Genomic DNA, 15,821 nt, shown 5'->3' on the forward strand with positions numbered 1-15,821 from the left:
AGTCACCGAAGAAACACGACAGCGCCTCACCAACGTCGAGCAGACCGTCCAGGACACACGAACGGACGTCACCGCCCTCGGAACCCGCCTCACCAACGTCGAACAGACCGTTCAGGACACACGGGCGGGCGTTGACCACGTGAGTGGGCGTACAGACCTGCTGAGCAAGCAGATCGACGCGCTGTCCACCTCTCAGGAGGCCATGTTCAAGGCGATCCTGGAGCGGCTCCCCGACAGGGACGGCCGCTGGTCCTGACGGCTTCCCGCCGGCCGTGAGCCGGCCCGCCGTACGTGTCGCCGCCGAAGGTGGAGCGGCGACCGTACGGCGGGCTCCGGGCTCACTTGCGCTGGGCGGCCCATTTGCGGATCATCGCGATGCGCTCGCGGATCTGCTCGGCGGTGGCCTGCGCGATCGCCGGTCCGCCGCAGGCCCGGCGTAGCTCCGCGTGGATCACCCCGTGCGGCTGGCCGGTCCGGTGGTTCCACGCGCCGACGAGGCCGTTGAGCTCTTTGCGAAGCTCGTGGATCTGCTCGTGAGGGGCGAGGGCGGGCTCCGGCTCAGGCAGGCCGGTCTTCGCCTTGCGCTTGGCCGCCTGCTGGTCGGCCTGGCGCTTGCGCAGCAGCGACGCCACCTGGTCGGGCTCCAGCAGGCCGGGGAGACCGAGGAAGTCCTCCTCTTCCTGGGAGCCCGGGGCGGCGGCCGTGCCGAACTCCCCGCCGTCGAAGAGCACCCGGTCGAAGGTGGCGGACGCCTCCAGCGTCTGGAAGGGCAGCTCGTCGCCGATGGCGTCCGGCTGCTTCTTCTCCTGCTGCGCCTGCTCCAGCAGGAGGTCGTCGAGCCCGTCCTCGTCGTGCCGGCGGCCGAGGATGTGGTCGCGCTCGGCCTCCATCTCTCCGGCGAGACCCATCAGGATCGGCACCGAGGGGAGGAACACCGACGCCGTCTCACCTCGCTTGCGTGCCCGCACGAAGCGGCCCACGGCCTGCGCGAAGAACAGCGGGGTCGAGGTGCTGGTGGCGTAGACCCCGACGGCCAGCCGGGGGATGTCCACCCCTTCGGAGACCATCCGGACCGCGACGAGCCACCGGGCGTCCGACGCCGCGAAGTCCTTGATCTTCTTCGACGCGCCGGGGTCGTCGGAGAGCACGACTGCGGCGCCCTCACCGGTGACCGCCCTGATGTGCCGCGCGTACGCGCGGGCCGACTCGTGGTCGGTGGCGATGACGAGCCCGCCCGCGTCGGGCATGCCCCGCCGGACCTCGGTGAGCCGCCGGTCGGCCGCGTGGATCACCTGGCCGATCCAGTCGCCCTTCGGGTCGAGGGCGGCCCGCCACGCCTGGGAGAGCTGGTCTTTGGTGAGCGGGGTGCCGAGCGTGGCGGTGATCTCGTCGCCCGCCCGCGTCCGCCACCTCATCTCCCCCGAGTACGCCAGGAAGATGACCGGCCGGACGACCCCGTCGGCCAGGGCCGGGCCGTACCCGTAGGAGTAGTCGGAGACGCTGCGCAGCGCACCGTCGCCGTCCTCCACGTAGGAGACGAACGGGATGGGGCTGTCGTCGGACCGGAACGGCGTGCCGGTCAGCGCCAGCCGCCTGGTGGCCGGCTCGAACGCCTCCCGGACGCCGTCGCCCCACGACTTGGCGTCGCCCGCGTGGTGGATCTCGTCGAAGATGACCAGCGTCTTGCGGGCCTCCGTGCGGGCCCGGTGCAGCGCCGGGTGCATGGCCACCTGCGCGTACGTGATCGCGACGCCGATGTAGTCGCGGGAGGTGGCTCCCTGGCTGTTCTTGAACTCGGGGTCGATGCCGATCCCGACCTTGGCCGCCGCGTCGGCCCACTGCCGCTTCAGGTGCTCGGTGGGCGTGACGACCGTTATGGCCCGCACGACCCCGCGGCTGAGCAGCTCGCTGGCGATCCGCAGGGCGTACGTGGTCTTGCCCGCGCCAGGCGTGGCGACCGTGAGGAAGTCTCTCGGCTCACGCTGGATGTAGAGGTCGAAGGCGTCCTGCTGCCAGGCGCGGAGCTTCGGGGCGGTGCCCCAGGCTGCTCTGTCGGGATAGGAGGGGGACAGATGGGACGCGGCCGAAACGCTCAACGACGCCTCCCATGGCTGGCCTCAACAATGCTGTCTCTATCGGTTCGCTCCCTCACAGTGACCTCAGGGTAGTCGCCGGGACCGACAAGACATGCCGACCGGCCGCAGATTCCCGCCGGGAACCACCCCTTGCGTGGCGCTTCGCCCGGAGAATTCGGTCGCCGGACAGGCGGCGCTCACCCCGGCGGGGGTGCACCGGGACGCGGCGCGGAAGCGGCGCTGTGCCATCATCAGGCCTCCGGAAGGCCGCATGCTCCCCGGAGGCCGCGTCGTGACCGGCCCCGCCGGAGCCGGCTTGAGTCTCCCGTAAGGGGAGGCGTGAGGGTGAGGACATGGACGGCGGCACGCTTTACTCGATCGGCGACCTGGCGCGGCGGACCGGGCTGACGGTCAAGGCCGTCCGGTTCTATTCCGACCTTGGACTCGTGCCGCCGGCCGACCGCAGCCCGGCCGGCTACCGCCTCTACGACCTGGACGCCGTCGCACGGGCGGAACTCGTGCGGACACTGCGCGAGCTGGGCCTCGACCTTCCCACCATCCGGAGGGTCGTCGACCGGGAGGCCTCGCTTCCCGAGGTCGCCGCCGCGCACGCCGAGGCGTTGACGGTCCAGATCCGCACGCTGCGCCTGCGCCGCGCGGTGCTGACAGCGGTGGCCAGGCGCGGATCCAGCCCCGAGGAGACCGATCTCATGCACAAACTGGCCACACTCTCCGAGAACGAGCGCCGACGTCTGATCGGCGACTTCCTCGACGCCGCCTTCGGCGGACTGGACGCCCATCCCGGGTTCGCGGGGGTCATGCACTCGATTACCCCCGAGCTGACCGACGACCCCGCGGCCGAGCAGGTCGAGGCATGGGTCGAGCTGGCCGAGCTGGCCCAGGACGCCGATTTCCGCGCCGGTGTGCGGCGCATGGCCGAGCATTACGCCGCCGAGCGCGCTCAGGGCGACGTCAAGTCCCTGCGCCGCGACTCCGCCGCGATGGTCCGCGAGCGGGCCGCGCCGGCCCTGACCGCCGGCATCGACCCGGCGTCGCCCGAGGCCGATCCGGTCGTCGCGGCGGTCACGGCTCACTACGCCCGCGAGTTCGGCCAGCCCGACGACGCCGCGCTGCGGCGCCGGCTGCTGGCCAGGCTGGAGAGCGCGAACGACCCTCGCTGGGAGCGGTACCTCCAGCTGCTCGCGGTGATCAACGGATGGCCCGCGCCGGAGAGCCTGGCGCCCGCGCTCGGCTGGTTCATCGATGCCCTGCGCGTACGGACGCCGGGGTAGCGTTCGCGGTCAGCGAGCGCCCGTCAGCACAGCTTCGATGTCCGCACGCGATCGGGGATCGTCGGGATGGGCCAGCCCGAGCAGGACCGTGCTCTCCCCGTCGGGCCGGGTGAGCAACGTCACCCGCATGAAGGCCGGCTCGTTGACGACATCGCGATACTCGGCCCGTACGGCCCGGGTGTGTCCCGGCCGCCCGTTGACCGTGACCGCGTGGTCGTCCACCACCTCGACCTTGTCGCCGTGCAGGAGGAGCCGGGTGTAGAGGTCCGCCAGGTCGATGACGGCCGAACGGAGGTTGGGCGGGTCCACCCGGTCGCCCGGCCGGGCCATGACGGTCGCCAGGTCGCCGCGCGCCGCGACAGAGGTGAACCCGGTCACCGGGGCCACCACCCCCTCGCTCCACGCGGGCGGCAACGCGTAGGAGACCCCCGCGATCGGGTCCTGCACGACGGTGGGCGGGGCGCTCTCCGCGCGGTTGAGGACCGTCACGACCACCGCCGTGATGACCGTGCCCGCCGAGATCAGGGCGAGGACGGCGACGAGCAGGCGGCTCAGCCAGGGCGGCATGCTGCGGGGAGGCGGGGCCGGCGTGCCGTACCAGCGGGCCGAGGGAGGCAGGTCCTCCTCATCAGGGCCCCCCGGCTCAGGACGTACCGGCTCGGGACGTACCGGCTCGGGACGTACCGGCTCGGGACGTACCGGCTCGGGGCGCACCGGCTCCTCGTGCCCGGCGGGGGGCCAGACCCGGCGGGTCCACTGATCATCCACAGAGCCTCCCGGGACGGTCGGGCCGGGCGCGCGTGGACCGCGACCGGCGAGCGGATCATGCCGGCCATGAGCGCTGCTGTGGAGTTATTCACATGGGCTGGGCCGTCGTCAACGGGGTGGCGGCAGATTGCCCCTTGAGCGCTCCCGGGGCGCCCGGACGCCGGTAGGCGTCCCACATCTGCCGGATCCGTACGGCCTGGCCGGAGGTGAACTCGCGCATGCAGCGGTCCTGCCCGTAGTCCATGTAGTTGTGCAGCGGATCGTCCCCGGTGGCCGAGCAGCTGTCCTTCCTGGCCGGGCATCCCGTCGTCGGGTACGCCTCGAAGGGGGTGTCGTCCACGGCGTCGCCGGGGGTCTGGCAGCCGTTCTCGAAGGTGTGCAGCAGTCCCAGCCAGTGGCCGATCTCGTGGACGGCGGTGAAGCCCTTGTCGAACTCGCGCAGGGGGCCGCCGGGCACGCTGCGCCAGTCGATCACCACGCCGTCGAGATCGGGGTCGTCGGCGTACCAGTACGGGTAGGTGGCGTACCCCAGGACCAGCTCGCCGAGTTGCGCGACGTACAGGTTCAGCGTGTCCTGGCCGCCGATGTGCAGCCGCTTCTTCATCGCCGCCTCGTGACCCAGCGGGTCGCGGAACCACTGCCGGTCGGTGGTGTGGGTGACGCCTCTCAGCACGAACCGGACATGCGTGTCCACGCCGCCGAGACTGCCGGAGTACGCCGCGTTGAGCGTCGCCACCTGCCGCGTGACGGCGCTGTCGGGCAGGCCGAGCGCGCCGTCCCTGATGATGTGCACCCACATCGGCACCCGGATCTCCTCGCCGGCCTGGGTGGCCGTTCCCGCGCCTCCGGGAACGCCGGAGGCCGCGGGAGTCCCCGGGGTGGCGGTGGCCACGGGTGCCATAGGAACGCCGGGGCCGACGGCGGCCGAGTCGGCGCCGGGGACATAACCACCCCCGGGCCGCGCGCTCAGGCGCCGCCGAAGGTCCTCCTCCATCCGCGCGACCTCGGCGGGATCGGGCTCGTGCGGCTCCACCGCGTGGGTCAGCCCGCCCGGCCCACGCCTGCGTACGGCGACGTGGCCGGAGGTATGACTGGCCGCACGGCTCGTGGCATCGTCAGCGGCGCAGTGGGCGGAGCCGCCCGCAGGGGCGGCGGACGCCCGGGCCCCGGCGGGGGCGACCCCCAGCGTGTACAGGCATGCAAGGAAGACGGCGGTCGCGCGCCGGGCCATTCGTTCCCCCGATACGGCTGGTCAGGACGCTGACGTTAGCCGTGCGAGGGTTGATCATCCCGTAACGACACTCACTCGCCGGAAGGTTCGCCCTTGGGCAGCCCTTCGTAGATCTCCTTGCACTCCGGGCAGACCGGATACTTCTTCGGATCCCGGCTGGGCACCCACACCTTGCCGCACAGAGCCCGGACCGGCGCGCCGGTCACGTAGCTCTCGGTGATCTTGTTCTTGTCGGCGAAGTGCGAGAAGCGCTCATGATCGCCGTCACCGTGGGACAGCCTCGGCGTGACATCGCTCTCGGGAAGAATCTTCGTGCTGCTCACGGTCACCGAGTCTACTGAGTGGCGGCGCCGGTGGAACCTCCCCGTTCCCCGCCTGCGCACCTCCGCGCCCCCACTCGCGCTCCCCCCGCATTCCCGCATGTCACACCCCCGGCACGCGTACGGCTCCCGCCCGATGAGCGGGGCGGGAGCCGTACGGGCCGTAACGGCACGTCAGTGAACCGGGACGAGCAGGGTCAGCCGATGTGGACGGCCGCGCCCTCGGTCTTGCGGCCGGACCGGACGAACAGGGCGAGGCCCGCCGCGAGAACGGCCACGGCCGTGCTGACCAGGAAGCCCAGGTGCAGGCCGTCCATGAAGGACAGGTGCGCGGCGTCGCCGAAGAGCTTGGCGACCGGACCGGGGAGCCCTGGAGGCGACATGCCGACCGAGGCGAGGCCCTTCAGCCCCTCCATCTGGTCGGGCTTGACCCCGGCGGCCGCCTGCCCCAGGTAACCGGGGAAGACGCTGCTCACCTTCGCCGCGACGACCGCGCCGAGGACCGCCGTGCCGAGCGCGCCGCCGACCTGCATCGCGGAGTTCTGCACGCCGCCCGCGACGCCGCTGAGCTCCTCCGGCGCGTTGCCGACGATGATCTCGGTCGCCCCCACGAACACCGGCGAGAGGCCGAACGCGAGCAGGACGAACGGGATCGCACTGTCGACGAACGCCGCCTCGACACTCAGGCGCGACATCAGGAACATCGCGACAGCGGTGATCAACATGCCCCCGGAGATGGTGATCTTCGCGCCGATCTTGCCGATCAGCACGCCCGCGATCGGAGACGCCACGATCATGCCCGCGCTCATGGGCAGCATCCGCAGGCCCGACTCCAGCGGAGACAGCCCGTGCACGCCCTGGAAGAAGAACGTCAGGAAGAACATGGCCCCGAACATCGAGAAGGCCATCATGATCATCAGTGCGGTGCCGATGGAGACCGAGATGTTGCGGAAGAGGCTGAGCGGCAGAAGAGGCTCGCGGGCCCGGGTCTGCCAGAAGATGAACAGGGCCCCGATGACGGCCGCCGCGACCAGGAAGCCAATGGTGAGCGGGTCACCCCAGCCCCACTCGGGAGCTTTGATGATCGCCCACACGAGGTCGAACATCGCCCACGACAGGAGCACCACGCCGGTCCAGTCGATCCGCGACAGCGTCCGCGCCTTGCTCTCCCTCAGTGCCCACAGGCCGAACCCGAAGGCCACGGCGCCGACGGGCACGTTGATGAAGAAGACCGACTGCCAGCTCACGTTCTCCACCAGGAGGCCGCCCACGATGGGGCCGGCCGCGCTGGACAGGCCGATGATCGCTCCCCAGGCGCCCATCGCCGTGTTCAGCTTGTCGCCGGGGAACGCCGACCGCAGCAGAGCGAGCGCCGCCGGCTGGAGCAGGGCGCCGAACAGGCCCTGCAGCACACGGAAGGCGATCAGCATGCCCACCGACGAGGTCAGCCCGATCGCCAGCGAGCTCAGCGCGAACCCGGCCACGCCCACGAGGAAGACCATCTTGTGGCCGAACAGGTCGCCGAGCTTGCCCGCGGTGATGAGGAAGACCGCCAGGGCGAGCAGGTACCCACTCGTGATCCACTGCAGGTCGGACAGCGACGCGCCGAGGTCCTGGCCGATCACGGGGTTGGCGATCGCCACGACCGTGCCGTCGAGCATGACCATGATCACGCCGAGCGACACGGCGAGCAGGGTGAGCCCCGGCCGGACCGGGCCCTTTCCGGGTGGCGCTCCGGAATCGACGGTCACCGCTTGGGTCATGATGATCCCCCTTGGAAGCCTGAACAATGAATACGTAATTTATGTCACTCGATGACAGATGACAAATCCTTTTATCCGACATACGGTGACACTTGAAAGTTTGTGAACCGAAGGTTTCGAGGGGGTGACGGCCATGGGTCTGCGAGAGCGCAAGAAGGAGCGGACACGGACAGCGCTGATCGACGCGGCTCTCGAACTCTTCCTCAGCAAGGGCTACGAGGCCACGACGGTCGACCAGATCGCCGCGCGGGTGGACGTGTCGCCGCGCACGTTCTTCCGGTACTTCGCCTCCAAAGAGGAGATCCCCCTCTCCCTGGCGGCCGAGCAGCACGAGCACCTGCTGGCCGAGCTGCGGGGCCGTCCCGACGGCGAGCCGCCGTTCACGGCGCTCCTCGAGGCGATGGAGTCCATGCTCGGCACACTACGGGGGCTGGACGACACCGAGGCGGCCCGGTTCCTCCAGACGCAGGAGCTCATCCACGGCACGCCCGCCCTGGTCTCGGCGTACCTGCGCCTCATCAGCGACAACGAGCGGATGCTGGTGGCGGAGGTCGCCCGCAGGCAGGGGACGGAGCCGGGCGAGCTGCACCCCCGCTTCGTGGTGTCCCTGTTCACAGGGCTCGGCCTGATGTGCTTCGGCAGGGACCCGGAGGACGTGGCCGTGATCACCCAGCGGTTCGACCAGTTGCGCGCGCTGGCGGAGGGATCGCTGAGGCCCGGGTGGGACATGCCCGCGCGGCCCTCGGCCGAGGAGGCCGAGCCTGTCCGGTAGGGCCTCCCGGCCGGCCGCTCTCCATCCGCGATTCGATCGTTGAACGGTTCATCACATCGGCGCCGCCCCAGGTGAGGGCACATTTCGCGACATCCCTGGTCCGGCGCCCCAACGGGCCGTCCGCGACTGTTCAGCGCCGGAAGGCGGGCATGCCGCGTCCTGTACGGCCTCGCCACCGCCCCCCTATCGTGCGTGGGAGCGCTCCCAAGACGCTGCCATCCCACCTGAGGTACAGCATGAAAACACGTCTCATCGCCGTCGGCGCGGCGCTCCTCACCCTCCTGCTGTCAGTGATCGCCTTCACCCAGCCGGCGCAGGCCGCCGTCGGGCTCCGGGTGAGCGGCGGCAAGATCTACGAGGCCGGCGGCAGCCAGTTCGTCATGCGCGGCACCAGCCACGCCCACACCTGGTACCCGGCGCAGACCGGCTCCTTCGCCGACATCAAGTCCCTCGGCGCCAACACCGTACGCGTCGTGCTGAGCGGCGGCCGGTGGACGGCGAACACCGCGAGCGACGTGGCCGGCGTCATCTCGCTGTGCAAGCAGAACCGGCTGATCTGCGTGCTGGAGAACCACGACACCACGGGGTACGGCGAGCAGAGCGGCGCGTACACGCTGGACCAGGCGGTGGACTACTGGATCGGCCTGAAGAGCGTGCTGACCGGCCAGGAGAACCACGTCGTCATCAACATCGGCAACGAGCCGTTCGGCAACAACGCCGTCACGCCGAGCTGGACCCAGGCCACGACCGCCGCGATCGGCCGGATGCGGTCGGCCGGATTCCAGCACATGCTGATGGTGGACGCGCCCAACTGGGGCCAGGACTGGAAGTTCGAGATGCGCGACAACGCCGCCTCGGTCTTCAACAGCGACCCGCAGAAGAACACGGTCTTCTCGATCCACATGTACGGCGTGTTCGACACCGCGGCCGAGATCACCTCCTACCTCCAGGCGTTCCAGACCGCCGGGCTGCCCCTCGTGATCGGCGAGTTCGGCAACATGCACTCGGACGGCGACCCGGACGAGGACACGATCATGGCGCAGGCCCAGTCACGCGGCATCGGCTATCTCGGCTGGTCGTGGAGCGGCAACGGCGGCGGCGTGGAGTACCTGGACCAGGTGACCAACTTCAACGTCAGCCAGCTCACCTCCTGGGGCCAGCGGCTCTTCAACGGCGCCAACGGCATCAAGTCGACGGCGAAGGAGGCGACGATCTACAGCGGCATCACGCCCACGCCCACACCGAGCCCGTCGCCGAGCCCGTCGCCCAGCCCTTCACCCAGTCCGTCCCCCAGTCCCTCCCCGAGCCCGTCGCCCAGCCCCTCCCCGGGCACGGGCGCCTGCTCGGCGACGTACAAGGTCGTCAACCAGTGGGGCGGCGGCTTCCAGGCCGACGTGAGTGTGACAGCCGGCGCGCGGGCCATCACCGGCTGGACCGTGAGGTGGACCTACGCCAACGGCCAGACGGTCACCCAATCGTGGAACACCGCCCTGACGTCGAGCGGCTCGGCCGTGACCGCGGGGAACATGAGCTACAACGGCTCTCTCGGCGCCGGTGCCTCCACGACCTTCGGATTCCTGGGCACCTGGAACGGCACGAACAGCGTGCCGTCGCCGACCTGCACGGCGAGCTGACCCCCACCGCCGTGGCGGGAGGCCCGCAAGGGTCTCGGACGAGTTCGGACGAGTGTGGCCGGGCGCGCACGCCGCGCCCGGCCACCTCCACGTCCGCACCGCGTTCCCGCCTGATCACATACGAGCCGGCGTACGCCGCCCCGCGAAACCCGCCTCAGTTGAGCATCGGGTCGTCGGGGAAGGTCGCGACCAGCGCGAGATCGCCCTGCTGACGGCGCAGAACGGTGCGCCACAGCGTGCCGGGGTCGGAGTTGAAGGTGTCCCCCGGCTCGGAGTCGACGATGTACCAGGCGCCCTCCTGCAGCTCGTTGTCGAGCTGCCCGGCGGTCCAGCCGGCGTACCCGGCGAATATCCGCATCTGGGAGATCTCCCCGGCCAGGATCTCGGGGGGCGCGTCGAGGTCCACCGTCCCGAGGCGGGACACCGCCGCCCTGCCCTGCAGCCGGCGCCAGCCCAGCGGTTCCTCCCCGCTCAGCACCACCGCCAGGGCGAGCGCGCTGTCGGTCTGCACCGGGCCGCCCTCGAACAGCACCGGTGGGCCGGTGACCAGGGCGTCCCATGAGGGGAGCACCTGCGTCACCGAGATCTCGCTGGGCCGGTTGAGGACCACGCCCAGGGTGCCGCCGTCCTCGTCGTGCTCCAAAACCAGCACGACGCTACGCCGGAAGTTGGGGTCGTCGAGCAGTGGCGTCGCTACGAGCAACCCGCCGACGTAGATCGCTTCCGCCATACATCCCATGATGAGGGAGGAATGCCGAAACGTGTACGTCGGCCCCTGTTTGCCGACAATATTACTTCGGGCGACCGCACCGTGGCAGGGCGTGAGCGACGGCCTTCAGGCCTCGGTGAACCCGCGCGCCTTCCCGCCGGCCGACTCCCGTACGGCTGCCGCCACGGCGTTGGCCACGTCGGGGTGGAAGACGCTGGGAATGATGTAGTTGGGGCCGAGCTCCTCGCTGGACACGACGGCCGCGAGGGCCCGCGCCGCGGCGAGCAGCATCTCCCCGCTCACCCCGTCGGCCTGAGCGTCCAGCAGTCCGCGGAAGACGCCGGGGAAGGCCAGCACGTTGTTGATCTGGTTGGGATAGTCGGAGCGGCCCGTGGCCACCACGGCGGCGTGCTCGCGGGCGTCGTCGGGCGAGACCTCCGGCTCGGGGTTGGCCAGCGCGAACACCACGGCGCCCTCGGCCATGGCCGCCACGTCGTCGCCGGTGAGGATGCCCGGCGCCGAGACGCCGATGAACACGTCGGCCCCCTTGACCGCGCCGCGCAGGTCGCCGCCGTACCCCTCGGCGTTGGTGTGCTCGGCGATCCAGCGCAGCGAGTCGTCGAGGTCGTCGCGCCCCAGGTGCACCGCGCCCCGGTAGTCGCAGACCACGACGTTCCTGGCGCCGGCGTCCAGCAGCAGCCGCAGGACGGCGGTGCCCGCGGCGCCGGCGCCGGCCATCGCGATCCGCACGTCGGGAAGCCGCTTCCCCACCACCTTGAGCGCGTTGGTGAGCGCGGCGAGCACGCAGATCGCCGTGCCGTGCTGGTCGTCGTGGAAGACGGGGATGTCCAGCAGGTCGCGCAGCCTGCGTTCCACCTCGAAGCAGCGGGGGGCGGAGATGTCCTCCAGGTTGATGCCGCCGAAGCCGGGAGCGATGATCTGGACCGTGCGGACGATCTCGTCGACGTCCTGCGTGTCGAGGCAGATGGGCCAGGCGTCGATGCCGCCGAAGCGTTTGAACAGCGCGGCCTTGCCCTCCATGACCGGCAGCGCGGCGGCGGGGCCGATGTTGCCCAGCCCGAGGACGGCCGAGCCGTCGGTGACCACGGCGACCGAGTTCCGCTTGATGGTGAGGCGGCGCACGTCCTCCGGGTTGCGTGCGATGGCGAGGCTCACCCGGGCCACCCCGGGGGTGTACGCCATCGACAGTTCGTCGCGGTTGCGCAGCGGCACCTTCGACTGCATCTCGATCTTGCCGCCGAGGTGCATGAGGAACGTGCGGTCGGAGACCTTGTGGATGGCCACGCCCTCGACGGCGCCGAGGCTGTCGACGATGGCCTGGACGTGGTCGGTGTCCTTCGCCGCGCAGGTGACGTCGATGCGGAGCTTCTCGTGGCCGGCGTTGGTCACGTCGAGGGCGGTCACCACCCCTCCGGCGCTCTCCACCGCGTGGGTGAGCAGGCTGACCGCCTTGCCCCCCGCGGGCACCTCGAGACGTACGGTGACCGAGTAGGAAACGCTGGGCACGGTGGCCACGTCTATCCGCTCCTTTGCGGGTGCGTGCGGCCGGGGCGCCGGCTGCTCGCGGTCACGCGAGCACCCGGCCCGGACGGCTCGCGGGTGGTATCCATCGTGCCATCCCGCGGCGGGTGGTTCAGCCCAGCGAGACGGACGCCGCCACGATCAGCTCGACGCAGGTGGGCACGGGGATCACCGTGCTGTCGAGGACGAGGTGGTAGAGCCCGGGATCGGCGGGGTCGGCCCGGTAGAACTGCCTCACGTAGGCGGCTCGCGCCCGGTCGTTGGCGGCGACGATCCGCCTGGCCTCCCGCTCCGGCACCCCGGAGAACGCCGCCGTCTGCAGGACGCGCCGCCGCGGCGGGCCGTCGAGGCGGACGTGGAGGGCGCCGGGATGGTCGGCGAGCACGATCGCGCCGGCCCGCCCCAGGACGACGCCGCCGTGCGTCCGGGCGGTCTCCCGGATGACCTGCTCGGTCCTGAAGGTGAAGTCCTCCGCCGAGGGCGGCATCGTCTGCGGCGCGTAGAGCTCCACGCCGCCGAACGTGACCGAGGGAAGGCGCATCACCCCGTACAGCAGGCGGGCGAGGCCGCTCTCGGCCCGGTCGTCGTGGGCGAGCGCCTCCTCCAGCGTGACGCCGAGCTCCTGGGCGACGGTGCCCGGGATCGCGCGGTCGAGGAACGGCACGCCCAGCCGCTCCGCCACGGCCGGGCCGATGACGCTCCCGCCCGTGCCGTACGTCGCTGAGACCGTGACGACCCGCACATTCCGTCTATGCCCCGGATCCGCCCGCCGCAGCGGCCTGCGGGGGCGGGGTCACCGACGGGTCAGAACAGCGCCCTGGCGAGGGCGCGGCGGGCCTTGGACACCGAGGGGTCGTCCGCGGGAAGCGCCTCGAACAGGCCGATGAGGTGGACTCTGACCTTCTCGCGGTCGGGGCCCGCCGTGCGGCGGACCATGCCCACGAGCCGGTCGAACGCCTCGTCGATCTGGCCGTTCACCAGCTCCAGATCGGCCGCCTGAAGCTGCGTGTCGACGTCGGCCGGATCCTCGGCGGCGCGGCGAAGCACGTCGGCCGGGTCGAGGTCCTGGGTCCGGCGGACCAGGCCGACGCCGGCGAGGCCGATCTTGGCTTCCTCGTCCTGCGGGGAGCGCGCAAGCAGGCGCTGGTAGGCGGCGGCCGCCGCGTCCAGGTCGCCCTTCTCCATGGCCTGCTCGGCGGCGAGGAGATCGGGGTCGAGCGGCGGCTCGGGGGCCTCGCCCTCGGCGGGCTCCGCCAGCTCGACGCCGAGCTGCTCGAACACCTGCGCCAGCGCCTGCCGGAGCTGCGCCTCCGGCAGCGGGCCCTCGAACAGGGGCATGAGCTGCCCCTGGAAGGCCAGGTAGACGGTGGGGATGGCCCGCATCCGCAGAGCCTGGGCGAGCTGAGGCTCGGCCTCGACGTCCACCCGGGCGAGGATCCACGCCCCCGCGGCCTCGCCGGCCAGCTTCTCTAGGGTGTCGCTGAACTGCCGGACCTGCTCGGCCCTCGGCACCGTCGCCTCGACGATGACGGGGACGCTCATCGAGCGCTCCACCACGTCGGAGTTGAAGGTGGCCGAGGTGGCCTCGATAACAGCCGAGGCGGCCCCGGCGGCTCCGGCGGGCCCGGCCGCCTCACGCCGCGCCTGTGCTTCGATTGCCTGCTTGCGTGCGCCGAGGTCCACGGCGCCGTAGAGCGATCCAGGTCGAGAGAACTCCGCTGCCATACCCCCAATCCTGCCGTACCCCGATGGCTGATCCGTGCCATCCCCGCCGCCTTCCGTCCTCCCGGGCGTAAATACCCGCCGGTACGCCGGTGCGCGCCGTCTCAGAAGACCGGGGCGTCCCAGAACCTGGAGGGCGTCTCAGAAGCTGGGGGGCTCGGTGTAGGTGCCCCACTCCTCGCGCAGGACGTCGCACATCTCACCGAGGGTGGCCTCCGCCCGGGCGGCCTCCAGCATGGGCGGGATCATGTTCTCGCCGGACCGGGCGGCACTCAGGAGCCCGGCCAGCGCGGCGTCCACCGCCCGCGCGTCCCGCGCCTCGCGGCGCGCGGCGAGGACGCGGCGCTGTTCGAGCTCCACCTCGTGGCTGACGCGCAGGATCTCCAGCGGCTGCTCGACGGTCGCGGTGTGGCAGTTGACGCCGACGATCCGCTTGTCGCCCTTCTCCAGCTTCCGCTGGTAGTCGAACGCGGCCTCGGCGATCTCCGACATGAACCAGCCGTCCTCGATGCCGCGCAGGATGCCGGAGGTCATGTCGCCGGAGCCCATCTCCCGGATCCTGGTGAAGACGGCCTCCGCCTCGGCCTCAAGCCGGTCGGTCAGCGCCTCGACGTACCACGAGCCGCCCAGCGGGTCGACGACACCGGCGACCTCGGTCTCCTCCAGGATCACCTGCTGGGTCCGCACGGCGATCTCCGCCGCCTTCTCCGACGGCAGCGCGAGCACCTCGTCCAGGGCGTTGGTGTGCAGCGAGTTGGTGCCGCCGAGGACGGCCGCCAGGGCCTCGACGGCGGTGCGCACGATGTTGTTGTCCGGCTGCTGGGCCGTGAGGGACACCCCCGCCGTCTGGGTGTGGAAGCGCAGCCACTGCGCCTTCTCGGTGCGGGCGCCGTACACGTCGCGCATCCAGCGGGCCCAGATCCGCCGCGCGGCCCGGAACTTGGCGATCTCCTCGAAGAAGTCGATGTGCGCGTCGAAGAAGAACGACAGGCCGGGCGCGAAGACGTCCACGTCGAGACCGCGCGACAGCCCCAGTTCGACGTACGCGAACCCGTCGGCGAGCGTGAAGGCGAGCTCCTGGGCCGCGGTGGATCCGGCCTCGCGGATGTGGTAGCCGGAGACCGACAGCGGCTTGTACGCCGGGATCTCGGCGGCGCAGAACTCCATGAGGTCGCCGATCAGCCGCAGGTGCGGCTCCGGGGCGAACAGCCACTCCTTCTGCGCGATGTACTCCTTGAAGATGTCGGTCTGCAGCGTGCCGTTCAGCCGCCCGACCGGCACGCCCTGGCGCTCGGCCGCCACGACGTACATGCAGAAGATCGGCACGGCCGGCCCGCTGATCGTCATCGAGGTGGTCACCTCGCCGAGCGGGATGCCGTCGAAGAGCATGTCCATGTCGAGGGCGGAGTCGATCGCGACGCCGCAGTGGCCGACCTCGCCCAGCGAGCGGGGGTCGTCGGAGTCGCGTCCCATCAGCGTCGGCATGTCGAACGCCACCGACAGGCCGCCGCCGCCCGCGCCGAGGATCATCTTGTAGCGCTCGTTGGTCTGGCCTGCGTTGCCGAACCCGGCGAACTGCCGGATGGTCCAGGGACGGCCGCGGTAGCCGGTGGCGTACAGGCCCCGGGTGAACGGGAACTCCCCCGGCCAGCCGATGCGCTCGAACCGGGGGTCCTCGCCGGGCGGGCCGTAGACGGGCTCGACCTCAACGCCGGACAGCGTCCGGAACTCGCGGAGGCGCGGACGCGCCGCGTCGTATCGCGCCTGCCAGCGGGCCCGGCCCGCCTCGACGGCCTCGGCGCCGGTGGGTTCCTGCTCCATACGCCCTCCCCGTGGTCTTCCTCACACGGATAGTAGGACGTCCTAGTAATTGAGGCCAGCACCGGGTGCCCTCATGCACACAGCGTCAGGCGATGAGACCTCTCCGCCACACTCATGTCACACGTTGGTCGCGAATTCGCACGGAACTATGACCGGACCGAGAAGTCGTCAA

The 15,821-nt window shown here is 71.0% G+C and carries 14 protein-coding genes; 4 read left to right on the forward strand and 10 right to left on the reverse strand.

All coding sequences use genetic code 11. From position 1 onward, the window contains the following. Positions 1–256, forward strand: a 256-nt coding sequence (locus AB0B72_RS31310) for a hypothetical protein (RefSeq protein ID WP_367742854.1), incomplete at its 5' end; no start/stop codon positions are given. Positions 257–338: 82 nt separating this feature from the next. Here AB0B72_RS31310 and AB0B72_RS31315 read toward each other — a convergent pair. Continuing rightward, positions 339–2,096 carry a DEAD/DEAH box helicase gene (locus tag AB0B72_RS31315; protein WP_367742855.1) on the reverse strand — a complete coding sequence of 586 codons (1,758 nt, stop codon included), beginning with the start codon at positions 2,094–2,096 and terminating at the stop codon, positions 339–341. 332 nt (positions 2,097–2,428) lie between these two features. On the opposite strand from AB0B72_RS31315, the gene AB0B72_RS31320 reads away from it, so the two are divergent. Beyond that, positions 2,429–3,367: a MerR family transcriptional regulator gene (locus AB0B72_RS31320; protein ID WP_367742856.1), complete on the forward strand. Its 939-nt coding sequence runs from the start codon at positions 2,429–2,431 to the stop codon at positions 3,365–3,367. A 9-nt stretch (positions 3,368–3,376) separates the two neighbouring features. On the opposite strand, the gene AB0B72_RS31325 is transcribed toward AB0B72_RS31320, so the two are convergent. From AB0B72_RS31325 to AB0B72_RS31340, 4 genes are all read right to left on the reverse strand, one after another. After that, positions 3,377–4,135, reverse strand: a complete 759-nt coding sequence (locus AB0B72_RS31325) for a hypothetical protein (RefSeq protein ID WP_367742857.1) — start codon at positions 4,133–4,135, stop codon at positions 3,377–3,379. Between the two features lie 88 nt (positions 4,136–4,223). Continuing rightward, a complete protein-coding gene (locus AB0B72_RS31330) occupies positions 4,224–5,366 on the reverse strand; it encodes a zinc metalloprotease (protein ID WP_367742858.1) in 1,143 nt (380 codons plus the stop codon). 71 nt (positions 5,367–5,437) lie between these two features. Beyond that, positions 5,438–5,695, reverse strand: a complete 258-nt coding sequence (locus AB0B72_RS31335) for a DUF3039 domain-containing protein (RefSeq protein ID WP_367742860.1) — start codon at positions 5,693–5,695, stop codon at positions 5,438–5,440. Between the two features lie 188 nt (positions 5,696–5,883). Further along, positions 5,884–7,449: a DHA2 family efflux MFS transporter permease subunit gene (locus AB0B72_RS31340; RefSeq protein WP_367742861.1), complete on the reverse strand. Its 1,566-nt coding sequence runs from the start codon at positions 7,447–7,449 to the stop codon at positions 5,884–5,886. A 133-nt stretch (positions 7,450–7,582) separates the two neighbouring features. On the opposite strand from AB0B72_RS31340, the gene AB0B72_RS31345 reads away from it, so the two are divergent. Both AB0B72_RS31345 and AB0B72_RS31350 read left to right on the forward strand, forming a co-directional pair. Beyond that, positions 7,583–8,221: a TetR family transcriptional regulator gene (locus AB0B72_RS31345; RefSeq protein ID WP_367742862.1), complete on the forward strand. Its 639-nt coding sequence runs from the start codon at positions 7,583–7,585 to the stop codon at positions 8,219–8,221. A gap of 236 nt (positions 8,222–8,457) precedes the next feature. Beyond that, positions 8,458–9,855, forward strand: coding sequence for a cellulase family glycosylhydrolase (locus AB0B72_RS31350; RefSeq protein WP_367742864.1), 1,398 nt, complete (start codon positions 8,458–8,460; stop codon positions 9,853–9,855). Positions 9,856–10,009: 154 nt separating this feature from the next. On the opposite strand, the gene AB0B72_RS31355 is transcribed toward AB0B72_RS31350, so the two are convergent. The 5 genes from AB0B72_RS31355 to AB0B72_RS31375 form a co-directional block, all read right to left on the reverse strand. After that, positions 10,010–10,585: a YqgE/AlgH family protein gene (locus AB0B72_RS31355; protein ID WP_367742865.1), complete on the reverse strand. Its 576-nt coding sequence runs from the start codon at positions 10,583–10,585 to the stop codon at positions 10,010–10,012. A 105-nt stretch (positions 10,586–10,690) separates the two neighbouring features. Beyond that, complete coding sequence (locus AB0B72_RS31360; protein WP_367742866.1) at positions 10,691–12,100, reverse strand: NAD-dependent malic enzyme; 1,410 nt, start codon at positions 12,098–12,100, stop codon at positions 10,691–10,693. A 118-nt stretch (positions 12,101–12,218) separates the two neighbouring features. After that, positions 12,219–12,848 carry an AAA family ATPase gene (locus tag AB0B72_RS31365; RefSeq protein ID WP_367742867.1) on the reverse strand — a complete coding sequence of 210 codons (630 nt, stop codon included), beginning with the start codon at positions 12,846–12,848 and terminating at the stop codon, positions 12,219–12,221. 62 nt (positions 12,849–12,910) lie between these two features. After that, positions 12,911–13,831 (reverse strand): tetratricopeptide repeat protein, encoded by a 921-nt coding sequence (locus tag AB0B72_RS31370; RefSeq protein ID WP_367742868.1) that lies wholly within the window; start codon positions 13,829–13,831, stop codon positions 12,911–12,913. A gap of 138 nt (positions 13,832–13,969) precedes the next feature. Beyond that, on the reverse strand, positions 13,970–15,649 hold the full coding sequence (locus tag AB0B72_RS31375) for a methylmalonyl-CoA mutase (protein WP_367742869.1): 1,680 nt from the start codon (positions 15,647–15,649) through the stop codon (positions 13,970–13,972). Positions 15,650–15,821: the final 172 nt, after the last annotated feature.

The sequence above is a fragment of the Microbispora sp. NPDC049125 genome (assembly GCF_040802045.1).
Taxonomy (GTDB): Bacteria; Actinomycetota; Actinomycetes; order Streptosporangiales; family Streptosporangiaceae; genus Microbispora.